We start from the raw sequence: 17,654 nt of genomic DNA, 5'->3' as shown, positions 1-17,654 counted from the left end.
AGATAAATACTCTGAAAGAGGCTTCTAGCATTATTTTTCTAGTTGCTTGTATAGCTTTTGTTTTCCAAGAACAATGCTCTCACATAAATCTTCATAACTAATACCCGCAGCTTCAGCTTCCTGAGGTAGTAGGGAAAGTGGTGTCATCCCTGGTAAATTATTAGCTTCGATTACATACACACCAGTCTCGTTAGTTAGGAAATCAACCCGACCATAATTAGTCATTCCTAAAACGGCCATTGTCTGAACCGCTACTCGTTTCATTTCACTGTGAACATCTTCGTCGATGTTTGGAGGCGTAATAAACTGAGTCGTTGAACCAGTCTGGAACTTATGTTCATAATCATACCAACCATCATTTACAACAATTTCAATTGCTGGCATAGCTTCCCCATTAACAACACCTAGTGAAAATTCTCGACCAGTAATAAATTCTTCAACAATGATCTCATCATCGAACCGATAGGCATCGCTCAACGATTCGGCTAACTCTTTATCATCATGAACAATTCTCGTACCGATACTTGATCCACCATTATTTGGTTTAACAACCATTGGATATCCAAAATCTAGTTGAGGATGAATCCCATCTTCCTCATGCAAGACCGAGAACTTAGCCGTCTTAATGTCATTATAAAGCATAATTTCCTTAGAAATCGCCTTATCCATCGCAATCCCCGATGCAAGTGACCCACTACCTGTATACTTAATATTGTTAAGATCTAAAACAGCTTGAACTTTACCATTCTCACCATCTCCACCGTGTAAAGCTAAAAAAACAAAGTCAGCAGCTTGGAGGATCCGTAAAACATTTTTTCCGAACAATCCTACCGTGCCATCTGTACGAAGTTTTTCAATATCCGCGTCGGTTAATACGTCATCGTTAATTTCATAATCGGTGCTCGTATTGCTTGTCTTAAATATATCTTCGACATTTTGACCTTTCTCGAGTTCGTATCCCAAGAATAAGTCAATCATTGTTGCATCGTATCCCTTTGAGCGTAAAGCGTTCGTAATCTTCGATCCGGAAGAAAGCGACACATTTCGCTCCGTACTCTTTCCGCCAGCAAGTACAGCAATTTTCATTTTTTCCACCTCGTATGCAAGATAATTACAAACCATTCGTTTGCTCCGCCAATTATCTAACGTTTATTGAACCTTCAGTATATCATATAACCAATAAATGAGGTGATAAAAGTTTAAAAATTTTGTCCTACATTGTAAAATCATTTGAATCTTCAAGGTATTCAACAATTGCCTTTGCCATATTGGGATTCAATATCATTGCCTGTAGTAGCCGCTGACGATTAAAAATTGCGTTCCACATCCCGGCGGTCTCTCTAACTTGCGCGGAAGCAAGCGATCGCCGCCACTCTCTGAGCTCAATTAAAAGAAATTGCTGATAAACATCGTCTTCCTCTAATTGGTCTGCAATATACACGGCTAACCTGCCGGCTTCACCAAAAATTAATGGCGTTTTTAATCTTCGATATTTTTCAATTAAAACACTCATTAATAATATTTTATCAGCTCGGATTAAATCATTATCACTGGCTAACTCGTCTAGAACATTACCAATGTGCGTATAGGCGTGAATCCAGCCATGCCGTTCATCAAATCCTCTTGTATCGTTTTCAAGTGTGATATACAAAGCAATCTGTTCTACTAATTTATTTTTTCGCTCGTTATCGATGAAAGTTTCTCCGGCTCGGTCAATATAAATCAACGTTGAAATCAACATCACTGAAAATGACCTTAGAAAAACTGCGTCATTTTCTTTTTCATTAATATGTGAAAGTAACATTTCATCACTGGTTAATCGATCAAATGCAAGAATTAGTTGTTCTTTTGAAAGAACTTGGTTTTGAACTAAATCGTTGAAAATGTAGAACGCCCCTTTATCACGAATGATTGGGTTGGGTGATCCTAAATGGTCCAATATAGCAGTTAATTCATCGTTAGTTACTGCGTCTAATTGTCCCTTGCCTAAATCTTCTCGAAGTTGTTGAAGTAAATCCATAATTTGAACGCCATCATCTGGCAGTGTAACATCCGTTTGAGGCAGATTTTGTTTTGCCGCATCAATTATTTTCCCAGTTGAACGTCCTAACGAAGAGAAAATTTTGCCAATTTGAAGATCAATTCTTAATCCTTCTATTTTGTTACGAGTTTCATTAATGGTATCCACGCGCTCATCCTCCTAAGTATTAACTTGATTTTAACACGATGACCTATCTTTAAAAACAATTTGTCCTGTCCCACTTTTATTTAGTTAAACATTAAAAAATAATGAAAAAATATGTTATGATAGTTCAATCAAAAGTATCAGGGGGTATACCAATGGGTAGTTTCATTAAAAATTTTATCAGAAAAGAAAATCCTTCAATTTATGAAGACAAAGATTCACATCTTTCAAGAACATTAGAAGTCAAAGATTTTTTGGCTTTAGGTGTTGGCACAATCGTATCAACTTCGATTTTTACACTTCCAGGAGTTGTTGCAGCACAACATGCCGGCCCCGCCGTAACACTTTCGTTTTTAGTTGCCGCGATTGTTGCCGGATTAGTCGCTTTTGCCTATGCTGAAATGGCTTCTGCAATGCCGTTTGCCGGTTCGGCATATTCATGGATCAATGTTATCTTTGGCGAGGGATTCGGCTGGATTGCAGGCTGGGCGCTACTAGCTGAGTATTTCATCGCTGTCGCTTTCGTTGCTTCGGGACTTTCAGCTAACTTTAGGGGACTTATTTCCTCAGTTGGCGTGATTATTCCCGCTCAGTTAGCTAACCCATTAGGTACTAATGGTGGGATTATCGATATTATTGCTTTAATTGTGATTGTTCTTATTGCGCTACTGCTTGCTCATGGAACTTCAGAAGCAGCTCGTGTCGAAAATGCACTGGTCGTTTTAAAAGTCATCGCAATTCTTGTATTTGTGGTCGTCGGACTATCTGCAATTCATGTTGAAAACTATCTACCGTTTATTCCAAAATATCATCCCAACGCTGATGGCACTGCCTTTGGTGGTTGGCAAGGTATTTATTCCGGTGTTTCAATGATTTTTCTATCATATATTGGTTTTGATTCCATTGCGGCTAATGCCGGTGAGGCTAAGAACCCAGAGAAAACCATGCCGCGTGGAATTTTAGGATCATTGGCGATTGCCGTTGCACTTTTTGTGGCCGTTGCTTTAGTCCTAGTTGGAATGTTCCATTATACAAAGTATGCCGGAAATGCAGAACCCGTTGGATGGGCTTTAAGAGAATCGGGCCACGGAATAGTCGCCGGCGTAGTTCAAGCTATTGCCGTAGTCGGAATGTTTACCGCTTTGATCGGGATGATGATGGCTGGATCCAGACTGCTTTATTCATTTGGTCGCGACGGAATGCTACCCAAATGGCTTGGCCAATTAAATTCTAAAAAGCTTCCCAACCATGCCCTTCTATTTTTAACAATTATTGGTGTGGTGATTGGATCAATGTTCCCCTTTGCTTTTCTTGCACAACTTATCTCAGCAGGGACATTAATTGCATTTATGTTCGTTTCGTTAGGGATCTATGCCCTTCGTCCACGTGAAGGAAAAGATATCGCCGTTCCGGCCTTTAAAATGCCTCTGTACCCAGTTTTACCTGCAATCTCATTTTTAGGCTCTCTAGCCGTATTTTGGGGCTTAGATATCCAGGCCAAACTTTATTCATTAATTTGGTTTGTAATTGGAGTTCTTATCTACGCTGTATATGGCCGTCGCCACTCCTATTTAACGCAAAAATAAAAAAAGTAGGTCACTAGACCTACTTTTTTTATTTGAATAATTCGGGTAAAACTTTTGAACCATTTTTTTCAACAAGATCTTTATAAAATGCAGCATACAGTCCATTTTTATATGGTACGAACCAGATAAAACCAATTCCAAAAGATGCAACACTTAAAATGTACCAGCCGACCAACGATAGCTGTAATAAGAATAATCGACCCTTATTTCCGTTCATTAATCGGCGACTAAAAGTAATAAAGTTAATAAATTCATAATCACCACTTAGATTTCGCTCTTCGGCATCTTTATAAAGAAAATATGCTTGTGAATATGAATAGATTTTTATTAGTCCCGGAATCAAAAACAGAAATGACCACAATAATTCAAAAATAAATTGAAAAATATAAATCGCTAACGTCGAAACAAAGTACTTTCTTGTAAAAGTCTGAAAAGCCGTGTTCCAGGAAGGAGCTTGTTGAGCATTTCTTAGCCAGTCTAATATTCCATATTGGATTCCCACCGCAATGAACATTGTGATGGCATTAAATAAAAACTCCATCGCAACATTTGGTCTCGAATAACCACCTGGCTCTGTACTGTTTCCATACATCAATTGATTTATATCATTGCCACTTATCTGTCCGAACATGTAGGCAACCGTCAGAGTGGCCCCCATAATTAAAATACCTGTAATAACCGCTGCGACAATCGGAATAATGTTAGCCTTGATTACCGCAAACCAGCTTCCCTTATATCGTCCTAAGACGCTCTTTTTTAAATCATGAATGCTTGCATGTTCCATCAAATCACTCTCCCCGCTTAATTTTCAACTTAGTATTTAGTCCTCGCGAAATGATTAAGGATATTATAATCAATACTACCATAATCATGCTTGGAACAAATGGATTAAAGTTTCCCATTGTTTTGGAATATCCGATCAAAAACTTTGAGAAGTTTTCAATTGCGGTGAAGGAAATTAACTTACTTCGGATGGCCCTGCTAAGTACTGTAAACAAAAGAATCACAATAATTGGAGCGGTAATCAAAGCCCCCTTTTGATGTCTTCTCGTTAGTAGCGAGAAAAAGGATCCCACGACCATTCCAATAATTGCAACAGTTAACATAAAAATAAATGTCACAATCACCATCATGACCATGTTGGGAATTTGTGAGCGGAAAAAGTGTCCATATAGTGAAAGGTAAGGAATAGCGTTGTATCCATCACCGTCAAGCAATGAAAACATACTAATGATAAAGTCATAAACCGTCGCAATTAACGAAATAATTGATAACGAAACTACCTTTGCAGCCCAACCAGTTCTTCTTGAAATCCCATTTTGAATTAAGAACGAGAATCGTTCATACGTTAAAAAGCCAAAGTAAAATAGTAGTGCGGCATTCACTAGCACCGCACCAGTAGACGCAATGGAGAAGCTAATGGAAACGGTATTCAAAACCCCTTTGGTACCTGATCCAATTAAATGAATCGTCGTAGGTAACAAAACAAATAACCCCAACATCCACGCGTAAACAATTAATATCAGTCGAAGGAAGTAGCTTAAATCGTATTTAATAACTTGTACTGTTTTATTCATTATTACTTCCCCCGCTCGTTAAGTTGACAAAAAGTGTCTGTAAGTCCATCTTATCAATATTAATCAGGTCAGGAATTGGTTTATTATTCAACGTTCCAAAAACATAACTAGCCTTAATACGTGCTAGCTTATCACTACCAATCACATTTAATCCTTCGGTATATTCATCGACCTTATCTTCCGGACCACTAATCATATATGCGTTCGAAAGTACTTTTTCAGTTGCATCATCAATAATTAACCGGCCGTTATCAATCACCAAAACATGTTCAACCAAGTTAGCAATTTCTTCGATTAAATGTGTCGAGATGACAAATGTTCGTGGATTTTCAGCATAACTCTCAACTAAGGCGTTGTAGAAAAGATCACGATGACTGGCGTCTAAACCTAAAACTGGCTCATCCAAAAAGACGTATTCAACGGGAACTGAAAGTGAGACAATTAGCTTCATTATCGTCCGATATCCCGTCGATAGTTTATTAAAAACGGTATTAGTTCGTAACCCGAATTGCTTACTAAGATTAGTTGCCAACTCAAAATCAAACCCGCCATAAAATTTCTCGGTCCATTTATAAATGTCCTTAACTTTAGCATTTTTAGGGTAAAGATTGACCTCGCTCATTAAAAACATTTTTGCTAGTTGTTCATCATTGTCCTTAATTGTTTCATTATCAATTCTAATTTCTCCCAGATCAACTGGAATTCGGTTTACTAGCAGATTAAGCAGCGTGCTCTTTCCAGCGCCGTTCCGCCCCAGTAGCCCATATATTTTATTGGGCTCAATTGTCAAACCGATCCCATTTAAAATCATTTGCTTATCAAACGATTTTGTAACCTGTCGTACTTCAATTCCCTTCATAAAGACTGATACCCCTGTTTAATTAGTTTTTTTAAATCTGCTTCATCTATATTAAGCCGTGAAGCTTCTTTAACGACCCCTATCACATACTTATTATAGAAGTTTTGTTGTCGATTCAAAGTGATTCGTTCATTTGCTCCATTAGATACAAACATACCAACCCCGCGATGTTTTTCCAACAACTTTCTCGAAACTAACTGATTCATCCCTTTTAATACGGTGGCCGGGTTGATATGGAACTCTTTCGAAATCTCAGTCGTTGAAGGAATTTGTTCCCCTTCTTTAAAACCACCCGTAAAGATTGCATCTTCAATCTGTTGGGCGACTTGGAGATAGATTGGTTCACTGCTATTAAAATTAAACTGCATAAAATCCACCTTCAAATTTTAATTAATAGTACTTAATTACTCGTGTAACTAACTATATGGGTTATTCGCTCAAATGTCAATTGGATTCAACAACAAAATCGTTTTAAAAATATAATTAAAATAAAATTGAATTTTAATTATAAAAATATTATAATTTTCTCATTTAACATTAAGGAGGTTCCTATATGAAAATCAATCATGAGCTATCAGATAAACTTATCGAAAATGAACGCCACTATTTTTCATCAGCCGCACGAATTGAATACTTCAATCTTGTCATTGAGTCTGCCCATAATGCTACTTTGACAGATGTCGACGGCAACACCTACTTAGACTTGCTTGCAAGCGCTTCGGCCGCCAACGTCGGACACAATCAACCAACGGTCGTCGAAGCGATTCAAAAACAAGCGGCCAAATTAATCCACTATACTCCCGGATATTTTCATCATCAACCTGAACAAATTTTAGCAGAACGTCTCAGTAAGATGGCTCCGGGTTCTTCACCGAAAAAAGTTTCATTTGGAAACTCCGGCTCGGATGCTAACGACGGTATTATTAAATATGCGAGAGCTTATACTAAACGTCCTTACGTCGTATCTTTTATTAATGCCTACCATGGTTCAACTTTCGGTGCGCTATCACTTTCGGCATTAACTACAAACATGTCAAAAGGTGTTGGGCCGCTTCTTCCGGACGTTATTCACGTTCCTTTCCCCGATCTTTACCGGCGAAACGAAGGTGAAAGTGATGATGACGTTGCCAATCGTTATTTTACATATTTCAAACAAATTTTTGACCATTATCTTTCACCGGAAGAAACTGCCTGTGTGATTGTTGAACCAATTCAAGGAGATGCTGGAATCATTAAAGCTCCGGCACTATATTTTAATCTGGTGTATGATTTTTGTCGCCAACATGGAATTCTTTTTGCCGATGATGAAATTAATCAAGGTCTGGGGCGTTCTGGCCACATGTGGGGAATTGAAAATTATCCAGGAATTGAACCTGATTTAATTTCAACTGGAAAGTCACTTGCCTCTGGAATGCCACTGAGCGCTGTCATTGGCAAATCTGAAATTATGGATAGCCTAGCATCATCTGGCCACGTTTTTACAACCGCCGCTAATCCAGTATGCTGTGCCGCTTCATTGGCAACCCTAGACATTTTAGAAAAACAAAATCTAGCAGCGAAATCGTTAAAAGATGGCTTTTACGTTAAGAAAAAGTTTACCGAACTGCAAAAACTTTATCCAACAATCGGCGATATTCGAATGTTTGGTTTGAATGGAGGAATTGAGCTAGTCGACAATCCTCATGACAAAAATCCCAACCCTGAATTAGCCAACAAAATTATTTTTTATGCATTTCAACATGGTGTTTTACTAATTACACTAGGAGGCAATGTTTTACGTTTTCAGCCCCCTTTAACCATTACTAGAGCAGAACTCGATCATGCACTGCTTGTACTTAAAAAGGCATTTAAAGCCGCACACAATAACCAAATTCAGATCCCATCTAAATTACAAGCGATGGGATGGTAGATTAAATTAAAAAACGAGGAAACACGATATAAGCATCCATGTTTCCTCGTTTTTAACTCCATCCATCAAAGTTTAGTTTTTAGCTATTCGACCGGTTGTACTGCGCCTTTGAAGTGCTTCTTAATCCAGTCTTGTGTTGATTTAGATTTTAATACTTTAACCAACTTTTTAATTGCCTTGTTGTTCTTTTCATCAGGACGAATCGCGATAATATTACTATATGGTGATGACGATTTTTCAACCGCAATTGCATCTTTAGTTGGATTTAATTTAGCTTGAACGGCATAATTTGAATTAATTACTTCTGCATCACCTTGTTTATTATTAAACAATTGAGGCATTAATTTAGGTTCATAGCCCGTTTTAAATTTAATATTATTTTTATTAGTTGCGATATCCTTAAAGGTTGCACTAGTAATATCTGTACCGGCCTTCAAAGTAATCAAGCCCGCATCCTTAAAAATTTGAAGAACACGGCCGTAATCAGCAACATTATTACTTACTAAAACTGTTGCATTCTTTGGTAAATCTTTTAGAGATTTATATTTCTTTGAATAAACAGCAATTGGTTCCAAATGAATTGAGCCGGCACTGACTAGGTTTCCCTTGTTCTTACTATTCCATTCCTTTAAGAAGGGCGTGTGTTGGAAGTAATTTGCATCAATATCCTTAGAGGCTAACGCTTTATTTGGCAACACGTAGTCTTGGAATTGCTTTATCTTCAGATCAACGCCTTCCTTTTTTAGTTCAGGCTGCACATGTTTTAAAATTTCAGCATGTGGTGTTGGTGACGCGCCAACCGTAATCGTCGTCGTCTTCTTGGCTGTACTTCCACAAGCGGCTAAGACTAGTGCCGTTACGGCTACCGTAATTGCTGTTAAAACTCTACTTTTCTTCATAATAACCTCTCCTTTTTAAACAACTCGCTTATCAATTTTTTTAACTAACCAATCTCCAACCCATTGGAGGAAGAATACGAACAATACAATCAGAACCGTTGCAACAAATATAATGGTTCCATTATATTGTAAAAATCCATTATTATAAGCCAAAGCTCCAAGTCCACCCGCTCCAATTGCTCCAGCCATTGCCGTATAGCCAACAAGTGAAATTGCGGTAACTGTTAACCCTGAAACTAATGCGGGCAAGCTTTCTGGTAAGAGAACTTTAAAAATGACGGTCCATCGATTTGCTCCCATTGCCTCTGCTGCTTCTAAAATACCTTGATCAATTTCTCTAAACGACATTTCTACAATTCGACCAAAGAACGGTGCCGCTGATAAAATTAGTGATGGTAGTGCCGCCACCGGACCTACAATCGTGTGAACAATTGAATTTGTAAATGGAATTAGGACAACAATTAAGATAATATAGGGGATTGATCTAAATACGTTAACAAATAGTGAGACAATCCAATTGATTCCTCTGACGCCGATACTTTTGCTATCTTTCGTCTCGAAAAGTAGTAGTCCAATTAGACAGCCAATAACTGCCGTAAAAATTACCGAAATCAAAGTTACCCAAATTGTTTCCCAAGTTGCACTACCCATTTCAGCCCAATCAACCGAGCTAAAATTGAAGAAAGAACTACTGCTCATCTTTAATCACCTCTGTTTCTACTCTCAAATTTTTAAGAAATTCAACGGAACCATCTAACTGCTCTGTAGGTCCCGTAATTTGCAAGTATAACGTTCCAATCGATCCTTCTCTGGTCTGTTTAATGTTACCGGCTATAATATTAAGCGAAACCTCTGGAAATTCATGAACCATTTCCGAAACAATTGGTAATTTGGCTTGGTCACCATGAAATGTTAAACGAATAATTCGGCCATCCGGATATTTAGTTACTAATTCATCTAAGACAACTTCCGTCTCCTGTCGACTAGGGTCCGCTTCCGCAGAAACAAATCGTTTGGTTAATGGTTGTTGTGGATTTTTGAAGACGTTTAAGACTTCGCCCTCTTCAATAATTTTTCCACCATCCAGAACGGCCACATTGTCACATATTTTACGAATCACATGCATCTCATGTGTAATTAAAACAATTGTTATGTTTAAACGCTTTTTGATATCCAACAGCAGATCTAAAACTTCATCCGTAGTTTCTGGGTCCAACGCGCTGGTGGCCTCATCTGACAGTAAAATTTCTGGATCGTTTGCTAAGGCTCTAGCTACACCTACTCGTTGTTTTTGTCCTCCGGAAAGCGAAGCCGGATACATATCTTCTTTACCACTTAACCCAACAAGTTCGATTAATTCTTGCGCTTTTTTTTGACGCTGGGTTCTATCAACACCTGCGATTTCCAGCGGGAACATGATGTTCTCGATAACTGTCCGCGACCATAATAAATTAAAATGTTGAAAGATCATACCAATTTTATGTCGCTGAACCCTTAAATTTTTCGCATCAAGTCGGTTAATTTCAACCCCGTTGATATCAACACTGCCGGTTGTTGGTTTTTCTAATCCATTTAGCATTCGAATTAAAGTTGTTTTTCCGGCCCCTGAGTAACCAATGATTCCATATATCTTTCCGTTCTCAATTTTTAAATTAACATCTTTAATTGCATGAACGGTACCCTCTTTTGTTTCAAATGTCTTTGAAACATCCTTAAATTCAATCAAACCTAATCCTCCCTTACAAACAAAAAGCTTTCGTCCAAACATAGTTAATACTATGTTAAGGACGAAAGCTTGTCGTGTTACCACCTTAATTTTTCACTGCCTCACGTACAGTGAACTCTACGGGTCAATCAACCCTCGCGCTATATTGGGCGCACCCATTGTCTGCTAACACATGGCTCACAGACTTAGCTGAAATAACTAAAGACCATCTTCAACGGCTTCCTCGATTTCCTTTCACCAACCGGAAACTCTCTAGGCGTAGGTAAGCTCGTTTACTCATCTTTCTTTAATGCTCTGTTAATATGCTAAAGTATACATTCCTCATTGTACACTGTCAACACTAAATTAAAAAAAGTGAAAGGAATGATGACCATCGTCGTGTCTTCAACCTTTCACTTTTCTAAAAATGTTATCACCATACGCTTACCCAACCATTTTTCAGGCTTGACTTGATGCGTTTCAACGTCATGTTGAAGATTTTAGAAGCCTCTAAAAATCAGCTTGTTGCTCCAGACTCGTCTTACTGTAAGAGTAGTAGTGATACCGCATGGACATAATCAAACCAATTCCGACCATGTTACCAATTAAAGCTGATCCTCCTGCACTAACAAACGGTAACGGAATCCCCGTTAATGGTAGTAAACCAATGTTCATTCCAATATTTTCAAACGCATGGAATAAAATCATCATAATTACGCCGGTAGCAACGTAGGCATAAAATTCATTTTTCGTATCAAAGATAACTTGCAAAATTTTATAAATCAACAGAAAGTATAAACCGACCACCAATACGCTGCCTACAAAACCAAAATTTTCACCGATTACGGAGAAAATCATATCCGACTCACGAACAGGAACGTTAACATTAGAAACATTAAACCCTTTGCCAAACAGCTGTCCTGAACCAATAGCTTTCATACTTTGCCACAATTGATAGCCTGAGTTTGTAGTATCCGATGCGGGATGCAACCAATTATCAACTCGCGCAAATTGATATGCTTCGAAGCCCACCTTTTCGAGTAACGTTCTCCCCCACGATGTTGCGACTAGCATTAAGGTCGAACTCCCTAAAATGACCATTCCCACAAATGATGGAATCAGGATCCTCCATGTCACACCTGACACCACTACCAGACCGACAAAAATAGCAATAAAAACTAACGTTGTCCCAAAATCATGTTGTAGTAAAAGTAACACTGGTATGGGCAAAGTCCATAAAATCATTGTACCAATCAGTTTCCAATCGGTCCGTACCGTTCTAACTTTCACTTTTGAATTATAGAGGGTAATAATTCTAGCCATCATTAATATGTACGCTGGCTTCATTACTTCAGAGGGTTGAAAGGTAAGCGATCCAATTGCAAACCAACTTTTTGCTCCCGTATTGGCTGCGTAAGAACGACTATAAAAGAAGAGCACTAAAAATAGTAAAAATAACCCAACCCCGTACGCTAACGGTGCCAAACGCCATAATTGCTTGGCGTCAAACCGCATAATTACCGCTACAATTATAATTCCAAGAATGTACCAAATTAATTGTGAAAAAACTTGACGAAGGATGCTAGTTGCACTTGTATCATGCGTTGTAGCTACGTAGATGGATGCTAAACCAATAATGGCCAGCATAAGCACTGGAAAGATAATTCCGTAATCAATTCTTGAACTATCATCCTTTCGAGCAACCCGAGAATCATTTTTTTCCATCGCGGTAGCCCCTTTCTATATCGAATGTAGATTAAACTCAGCGATTACCCACTGAATCCCTTCGTCAATAGATTTTACACGCATTTCTCCATTTTGATTAGACGCAACAAAATTCTTATCATTTATTTGAGAAATTCGTCCAATCATTCGTCCATCAATATAGACTTCATTCACACGCGACTCGTTTTCCTTAGTTTCTTTAATTTCGATTTCAAATTTCTTTTCTTTTTTTGACATGTTTACTCCTAATTTTTATGGTTCTTTTTTTGATTTCGTTTTAGTGAAAAATTATCGGGAACCGGATCATATCCGCCTCTAACAAATGGATTACATCTTAGAATTCGTGCAGTCCCCATCATCATTCCTCTTAGTGCGCCAAACCTTTTGATAGCTTGAAATGTATAGTTTGAGCACGTTGGATAATACCTACAGGACGGTGGAAACAGAGGCGAAATAAACTTCTGGTATCCACGAATCATTAACAGCATAATTTTTTTCATTTAATACCTATCCTTATTTTACTAAAAATACAAGGTTTTCAATTGTCGTAATTAAATTCAAGAAAAAAGTGCTTACTGTATACCCAATTACTACTGACAAAAGAACAATTAAGACTTTTGCTTGATTTTCATATTTTCCCATAAACTTATAAAATGGAATAGCTTGAATACTCCAAAAAGATACTAGAATAAAAAACAAATAGCAAATTAAGGTGATCACTGATTGAATTCCCAACATAATTTCCTCCAAAATTCATACAATTAATATTGTACCAGAAACTGGGGCGAAATTATCATTTTAGACACAAAAAAACGCCCATTTGAAATGAGCGTTTTAGAGCATTCAATTAGCGGATTAATGTTTGGAAACATTAATTCGATTAATTGCACGACGGAGTGAAATTTGTGCACGACGTAATTCACTGTTGTCATGTGCTTGTTGTGCTTTACGAATCGTAGCCTCTGCCCGTTTTTTGGCGCTTTCGGCACGAGCGACATCAATATCAGATTGATTTTCAGCCGTGTCAGCCACTACCGTAGCAGTATTTTCAGAAAACTCAACGAATCCACCATTTACCGCTACTACATCTTCGTCTTGACCGTGCTTCATTCGCACTTCATCAATCGCTAAAGCGGCAATTACAGGAACGTGATTAGGTAAAATTCCTAATTCACCTTCCTTAGTATTAACCACTAACATAGTAACTTGGTCATCATCGTAAATTTGACCATCAGGAGTAACAATACTGACTGTTAATACCGAATTTTCAGCCAATTAGATCCCTCCTATTCTGCAGCACTAATTTTTTTAGCCTTTTCAACCACGTCATCAATTGAACCAACTAAACGGAATGCTTCTTCTGGTAAATCATCATATTTACCATCAAGAATTCCCTTGAATCCAGCAATTGTATCCTCAATTTTTACGTAATGTCCAGGAAGACCAGTAAATTGAGCCGCAACACTAAAGTCTTGAGATAAGAATAGTTGAATTCGACGTGCTCGAGCAACAACTGTTTTTTCTTCATCTGATAACTCATCCATACCAAGAATTGAAATAATATCTTGCAATTCTTTATATCGTTGAAGAACATGTTGAACGTCAGTAGCGACTTCGTAGTGTTCATCTCCGATGATTTCAGGATCAAGCGCTGTCGATGTTGATGCCAAAGGATCCACAGCAGGATAAATTCCTTGTTGTGTCAAACTACGTTCCAAGTTAGTAGTTGCATCCAAATGGGCAAACGTTGTTGCTGGAGCAGGATCAGTATAGTCATCGGCAGGAACATAAACAGCCTGAATTGATGTAACTGATCCCTTCTTAGTCGAGGTTATTCGTTCCTGAAGTTGTCCCATTTCTGTTGCAAGTGTTGGTTGATAACCAACGGCAGAAGGAATTCGACCTAATAGAGCCGAAACTTCTGAACCTGCTTGCGTGAACCGGAAAATGTTATCAATAAACAACAACACATCCTGTCCCTCAACATCACGGAAATGTTCCGCGATTGTTAAACCAGTCAAGGCAACTCGCATACGAGCCCCAGGCGGCTCATTCATCTGACCATACACCATGGCCGTACGATCAAGAACTCCTGATCCCTTCATTTCGAAGTATAAGTCATTACCTTCACGTGTTCGTTCACCAACACCGGTAAAGACTGAAATACCATTATGTTCTTGTGCAATATTATGAATTAGTTCTTGAATTAATACGGTTTTACCAACTCCGGCACCTCCGAAAAGACCAATCTTACCACCACGAATATATGGTGCAAGAAGATCAATAACTTTAATACCTGTTTCAAGAACTTCTGTACTTGGATTCAACTCGTCATAATCCGGTGGATCACGATGAATTGGATCACGCTTTATATCGGGGCCAAGTTCTTTACCGCCGTCGATAGTGTCACCCAAGACGTTAAAAACACGACCAAGTGTTTCTTTACCAACTGGTACCTTAATTGAATCTCCAGTATCTTCAACATCAAGACCACGCTGTAGTCCATCCGTTCCATCCATGGCGATAGTTCTTACTACACCATCACCTAATTCAAGGGTTACCTCAGAAACTAGGACAGTACCGTCTGATTTTTTAATATTCAAAGCATTGTTAATAGTTGGTAATTCTTCGTCAAGGGGAAATTCAACGTCGATAACTGGTCCGATAACTTGAACAACTTTACCAGTACTCATATCGTTTAATTCCTCTCGTTAGTTTTATTCAAGTGCGGCTTGACCACCAGTAATTTCGGTGATTTCAGTCGTAATAGCACTTTGTCTAGCACGATTATACTGTAGCTCTAAATCTGCAATTAAATCACTAGCATTATCAGATGCAGAACGCATAGCTGATGAACTAGCGGCATGTTCCGCCGTCTTTGCATCTAAGATAGCCCCATAAACCAAACTTTCGGCATACTGCGGAAGAATCTCCTGCAGTAGTACTTCTGGTGATGGTTCGGTATCATACTCAGCAGTGACTTCTTGAGCTCCTTCGTTTGCTAAATCATCCCCACCAATTGGAAGCAATTTAGTTGCCCGGAAGCTATTCGAAAGTCGATTTACAAAGTGGTTATAACATACATATAATTCATCAAATTTTTCTTCCGTATACATTTTAGTAACGGTCTTAACAATTTCACGAATTTCATTAAAGGTTGGAACGTCGCTGACCCCACGGTATTCGTAGGCAACATCTTGATTTCGATTTCGATAAAAATCGGATCCGGTGCCACCAACCGCGAGAATAACGGCGTCCCCTTCATTATGTCCATGTTCTTGCATGAAATCATTAGTCTGCTTAATCACACTACTGTTGTATGATCCAACCAGTCCGCGATCCGAAGTAATAATCAAGTAACCAGTTTTCTTAACGGGTCGTTGAATTAATAAATCAGCGGCGGAAACCGTTTGGTCTGCGCTTGCCTTACCAGCAGCGCCAGCACTCATTAAATGTGATTTTGCAAGGTGAGCAACAATACTCTCAACTTTTTGTGCATACACTTGATATCCAACTGTATGTTTCTGAATTTGACTTAACTTAGCAGTTGAAACCATCTGCATCGCCGTTGTGATTTTACTAGTTTTCTTAGTCGAATCAATTCGACGACGAACATCTTGTTCAGATATTGCCATTAATTCTCACCACTTTTCCTCTTGTAGGCTGATATACTAATCGTCTTCCTTTTTCGTTGGTTGAAAATGTTCTGCAAATGATTTAATTGCAGCGTCCATTTTATCCGTGTCAGGAAGTTGTTTTGTTTCGCGGATTTCATCAGTAAGTTCTTTGTTATTACTTGCAACAAAGTTAAAGAGTTCATCTTGGAAACGTTGAATATCATCTACTGGAACGGTGTCTAAGAAACCATGTGTTAAAGCGTACAGAATAACAACTTGGTTTTCAACAGAAAGTGGCTGATGAAGAGGTTGCTTCAAAACTTCAACCGTACGACGTCCACGAGCCAACTTAGCTTGGGTAGATTTATCCAAATCTGACCCAAATTGCGCAAATGATTCCAATTCACGATAAGAAGCCAAGTCCAAACGGAGTGTACCAGCAACCTTCTTCATTGCTTTGATTTGAGCGTCACCACCAACACGAGAAACAGAAGTACCGGCATCAATCGCTGGACGAACACCAGACTTGAAGTAATCACTATCCAAGAATACTTGTCCATCAGTAATTGAAATAACGTTCGTTGGAATATAAGCCGAAACGTCACCAGCTTTTGTCTCGACGAAAGGAAGTGCGGTCATTGAACCGCCACCCAAATCATCACTTAACTTAGCCGCACGTTCGAGTAATCTCGAATGTGTGTAGAAAATATCACCTGGGTATGCTTCACGCCCAGGCGGACGGCGAAGAATCAATGAAAGCTCACGATAAGCATCAGCTTGTTTTGATAAATCATCATAAACAATCAATACGTGTTTACCGTTGTACATGAATTCTTCACCCATTGCTGCACCAGCATAAGGTGCCAAATAAAGCATTGGAGCTGGTTCTGAAGGACCGGCACTAATTACGATTGTATAATCCATCGCACCAAAACGGTTTAATGTTTCTACTTGCGTACGAACCGTTGATTCCTTTTGTCCAATCGCAACATAAATACAAATCATATCCTGATCCTTTTGGTTCAAGATTGTATCAATTGCAATCGATGTTTTACCAGTTTTACGGTCTCCAATAATTAATTCACGTTGTCCACGTCCGATTGGTACCAAAGCATCGATTGCTTTAATACCAGTTTGAAGCGGTTGATCAACAGATTTTCGTTGCATAACACCAGGCGCCTTATGTTCAACCGGACGGGTTTTGGTGGTTTGGATTGCTCCCTTGCCATCAAGCGGTTCACCCAGTGGGTTCACAACTCGACCAATTAAGGCATCTCCAACTGGAACTTCCATGATACGACCTGTTCGCTTAACAGTATCTCCTTCGTGAATTTCATCATAGTTACCCATGATAACAATTCCGACATCGTTTGATTCAAGGTTTTGAACCATTCCGTAGACACCGTTAGAGAATTCGAGAAGTTCACCAGAAAGAGCATTATTTAAGCCATGAGCACGAGCAATACCATCACCTACATATGTAACGGTACCAGTTTCTTCGACATTAAGCTCGGCTTGGTAGTTTTCTAATTGCTGTTTGATTAGAGCACTGATTTCCTCAGCCTTAATGCTCATAAAAGTTTCACCTCTTT

19 protein-coding genes are annotated in these 17,654 nt (G+C 38.7%); 2 read left to right on the top strand and 17 right to left on the bottom strand.

Going from position 1 to position 17,654, the window contains the following annotated elements; all coding sequences use genetic code 11:
• Positions 1-30: 30 nt before the first annotated feature.
• Entirely contained in the window at positions 31-1,086 is a 1,056-nt protein-coding gene (locus IV81_RS03810; RefSeq protein WP_057802452.1) for a D-alanine--D-alanine ligase family protein, read from the bottom strand.
• Positions 1,087-1,213: 127 nt separating this feature from the next.
• The gene (locus IV81_RS03805) at positions 1,214-2,188 is read right to left on the bottom strand and encodes a DUF2785 domain-containing protein (RefSeq protein WP_057802450.1); all 975 of its coding nucleotides are present in this window, start codon (positions 2,186-2,188) and stop codon (positions 1,214-1,216) included.
• 152 nt (positions 2,189-2,340) lie between these two features.
• On the opposite strand from IV81_RS03805, the gene IV81_RS03800 reads away from it, so the two are divergent.
• Positions 2,341-3,771: an APC family permease gene (locus tag IV81_RS03800; protein ID WP_057802448.1), complete on the top strand. Its 1,431-nt coding sequence runs from the start codon at positions 2,341-2,343 to the stop codon at positions 3,769-3,771.
• A gap of 28 nt (positions 3,772-3,799) precedes the next feature.
• Here IV81_RS03800 and IV81_RS03795 read toward each other — a convergent pair whose 3' ends face one another.
• The 4 genes from IV81_RS03795 to IV81_RS03780 are packed head-to-tail and all read right to left on the bottom strand — an operon-like array spanning position 3,800 to position 6,575.
• Positions 3,800-4,555, bottom strand: coding sequence for a DUF975 family protein (locus IV81_RS03795; protein ID WP_057802446.1), 756 nt, complete (start codon positions 4,553-4,555; stop codon positions 3,800-3,802).
• A 4-nt stretch (positions 4,556-4,559) separates the two neighbouring features.
• Positions 4,560-5,348, bottom strand: a complete 789-nt coding sequence (locus IV81_RS03790) for a hypothetical protein (RefSeq protein ID WP_057802444.1) — start codon at positions 5,346-5,348, stop codon at positions 4,560-4,562.
• A complete protein-coding gene (locus IV81_RS03785) occupies positions 5,341-6,207 on the bottom strand; it encodes an ATP-binding cassette domain-containing protein (RefSeq protein WP_057802442.1) in 867 nt (288 codons plus the stop codon). The genes IV81_RS03790 and IV81_RS03785 overlap by 8 nt, the downstream gene beginning before the upstream one ends.
• Entirely contained in the window at positions 6,204-6,575 is a 372-nt protein-coding gene (locus IV81_RS03780) for a GntR family transcriptional regulator (protein WP_057802441.1), read from the bottom strand. The genes IV81_RS03785 and IV81_RS03780 overlap by 4 nt, the downstream gene beginning before the upstream one ends.
• 185 nt (positions 6,576-6,760) lie before the next feature.
• On the opposite strand from IV81_RS03780, the gene IV81_RS03775 reads away from it, so the two are divergent.
• On the top strand, positions 6,761-8,116 hold the full coding sequence (locus tag IV81_RS03775) for an aspartate aminotransferase family protein (RefSeq protein WP_057802439.1): 1,356 nt from the start codon (positions 6,761-6,763) through the stop codon (positions 8,114-8,116).
• An 83-nt stretch (positions 8,117-8,199) separates the two neighbouring features.
• On the opposite strand, the gene IV81_RS03770 is transcribed toward IV81_RS03775, so the two are convergent.
• The 11 genes from IV81_RS03770 to atpA form a co-directional block, all read right to left on the bottom strand.
• Positions 8,200-9,015, bottom strand: a complete 816-nt coding sequence (locus IV81_RS03770; RefSeq protein ID WP_057802437.1) for a MetQ/NlpA family ABC transporter substrate-binding protein — start codon at positions 9,013-9,015, stop codon at positions 8,200-8,202.
• Positions 9,016-9,030: 15 nt separating this feature from the next.
• Positions 9,031-9,714 carry a methionine ABC transporter permease gene (locus tag IV81_RS03765; RefSeq protein ID WP_057802435.1) on the bottom strand — a complete coding sequence of 228 codons (684 nt, stop codon included), beginning with the start codon at positions 9,712-9,714 and terminating at the stop codon, positions 9,031-9,033.
• Positions 9,704-10,741: a methionine ABC transporter ATP-binding protein gene (locus IV81_RS03760; protein ID WP_057802433.1), complete on the bottom strand. Its 1,038-nt coding sequence runs from the start codon at positions 10,739-10,741 to the stop codon at positions 9,704-9,706. Before IV81_RS03760 ends, IV81_RS03765 begins: the two co-directional genes overlap by 11 nt.
• 489 nt (positions 10,742-11,230) lie before the next feature.
• Positions 11,231-12,445 carry an FtsW/RodA/SpoVE family cell cycle protein gene (locus IV81_RS03755; RefSeq protein ID WP_057802431.1) on the bottom strand — a complete coding sequence of 405 codons (1,215 nt, stop codon included), beginning with the start codon at positions 12,443-12,445 and terminating at the stop codon, positions 11,231-11,233.
• Positions 12,446-12,460: 15 nt separating this feature from the next.
• A complete protein-coding gene (locus tag IV81_RS03750) occupies positions 12,461-12,682 on the bottom strand; it encodes a DUF2969 domain-containing protein (protein WP_057802429.1) in 222 nt (73 codons plus the stop codon).
• An 8-nt stretch (positions 12,683-12,690) separates the two neighbouring features.
• Entirely contained in the window at positions 12,691-12,945 is a 255-nt protein-coding gene (yidD, locus tag IV81_RS03745) for a membrane protein insertion efficiency factor YidD (RefSeq protein ID WP_057802427.1), read from the bottom strand.
• Between the two features lie 13 nt (positions 12,946-12,958).
• On the bottom strand, positions 12,959-13,183 hold the full coding sequence (locus tag IV81_RS03740) for a DUF1146 family protein (RefSeq protein ID WP_201780914.1): 225 nt from the start codon (positions 13,181-13,183) through the stop codon (positions 12,959-12,961).
• Positions 13,184-13,300: 117 nt separating this feature from the next.
• The gene (locus IV81_RS03735) at positions 13,301-13,720 is read right to left on the bottom strand and encodes a F0F1 ATP synthase subunit epsilon (RefSeq protein WP_057802424.1); all 420 of its coding nucleotides are present in this window, start codon (positions 13,718-13,720) and stop codon (positions 13,301-13,303) included.
• An 11-nt stretch (positions 13,721-13,731) separates the two neighbouring features.
• Entirely contained in the window at positions 13,732-15,138 is a 1,407-nt protein-coding gene (gene atpD, locus IV81_RS03730; protein ID WP_057802422.1) for a F0F1 ATP synthase subunit beta, read from the bottom strand.
• A 24-nt stretch (positions 15,139-15,162) separates the two neighbouring features.
• Complete coding sequence (locus IV81_RS03725) at positions 15,163-16,080, bottom strand: F0F1 ATP synthase subunit gamma (protein WP_057802420.1); 918 nt, start codon at positions 16,078-16,080, stop codon at positions 15,163-15,165.
• A gap of 36 nt (positions 16,081-16,116) precedes the next feature.
• Positions 16,117-17,637 carry a F0F1 ATP synthase subunit alpha gene (atpA, locus tag IV81_RS03720; RefSeq protein ID WP_057802418.1) on the bottom strand — a complete coding sequence of 507 codons (1,521 nt, stop codon included), beginning with the start codon at positions 17,635-17,637 and terminating at the stop codon, positions 16,117-16,119.
• Positions 17,638-17,654 lie beyond the last annotated feature (17 nt).

The sequence above is a fragment of the Pediococcus stilesii genome, assembly GCF_001437075.1.
Taxonomy (GTDB): Bacteria; Bacillota; Bacilli; order Lactobacillales; family Lactobacillaceae; genus Pediococcus; species Pediococcus stilesii.
The sequence above is the reverse complement of the archived record's forward strand: the minus strand, read 5'-3'. Positions and strand labels throughout refer to the sequence as shown.